Origin of the sequence: Vibrio sp. 1457, from assembly GCF_033340195.1 — a bacterium.
In the GTDB taxonomy this organism is placed as follows: domain Bacteria; phylum Pseudomonadota; class Gammaproteobacteria; order Enterobacterales; family Vibrionaceae; genus Vibrio; species Vibrio alginolyticus.
Genome location: NZ_JAWOWA010000163.1, coordinates 1 through 1,015, shown reverse-complemented (window position 1 = coordinate 1,015; position 1,015 = coordinate 1). Strand labels below are relative to the sequence as shown.

Sequence of the window (1,015 nt, the reverse complement as noted above, 5' to 3'; positions counted from 1 at the left end):
GTGCCCGCAGTGACAGAGGATACGCTGGCGAAAATCGAACAACTTACCGGTGTGGGCGATCCTGCGGGCGTTGCCTGTGAACCTTTCCGCCAGTGGGTAATAGAAGATAACTTTGTTGCCGGACGTCCGGAATGGGAAAAAGCGGGAGCCGAACTGGTTAGCGATGTGCTGCCTTATGAAGAGATGAAGTTGCGCATGCTCAACGGCAGTCATTCATTCCTGGCGTATCTGGGGTATCTTGCAGGATATCAGCACATTAATGACTGTATGGAAGATGAACATTATCGTTATGCGGCGTATGGCTTGATGTTGCAGGAACAAGCGCCGACGCTGAAAGTGCAGGGCGTTGATTTGCAAGATTACGCTAACCGATTAATTGCACGCTATAGCAACCCGGCGTTACGTCATCGAACCTGGCAGATTGCGATGGATGGTAGCCAGAAATTGCCACAGCGGATGTTGGATTCTGTTCGCTGGCATCTGGCGCATGACAGCAAGTTCGATCTGCTGGCGCTGGGCGTCGCGGGTTGGATGCGTTATGTCGGTGGTGTTGATGAACAGGGAAATCCGATAGAAATCAGTGACCCACTGTTACCTGTTATTCAGAAGGCTGTACAAAGTAGTGCCGAAGGGAAAGCGCGCGTCCAGTCATTGCTGGCGATTAAGGCAATCTTTGGTGATGATTTGCCAGACAATAGCTTGTTTACTGCAAAAGTGACGGAAGCGTACTTGTCTTTATTAGCGCATGGCGCGAAAGCGACCGTGGCAAAATATTCCGTGAAGTAAAAAAGCAATGCCGCCATCGGCGGCATTCACACGCTTAGTTCATGCCGAGACGAATCAGGTCCAGTGGTGCCAGTTTCTCTTCACAACCTTCAACAACTACGGTTTTTCCGCGGCGGATTTGCTCAGCGGTCAGACCTTCAGTATCAATCGACAGGATCTTGCCAGTGTGACCGGTGCCGCTAACCATAACGCGGCTGGCATTGGTGATGGCGTTATGTTTACGATAGTA

2 protein-coding genes are annotated in these 1,015 nt (G+C 50.9%); one reads left to right on the top strand and one right to left on the bottom strand.

Annotated elements, in window-relative coordinates; all coding sequences use genetic code 11:
- A partial coding sequence (locus tag R7Z41_RS24585; protein WP_411913152.1) for a mannitol dehydrogenase family protein occupies positions 1–786 on the top strand: 786 nt, incomplete at its 5' end.
- 34 nt (positions 787–820) lie between these two features.
- On the opposite strand, the gene ydfZ is transcribed toward R7Z41_RS24585, so the two are convergent.
- Positions 821–1,015: putative selenium delivery protein YdfZ (ydfZ, locus tag R7Z41_RS24580; protein ID WP_318141716.1), on the bottom strand; the 195-nt coding region annotated here is incomplete at its 5' end.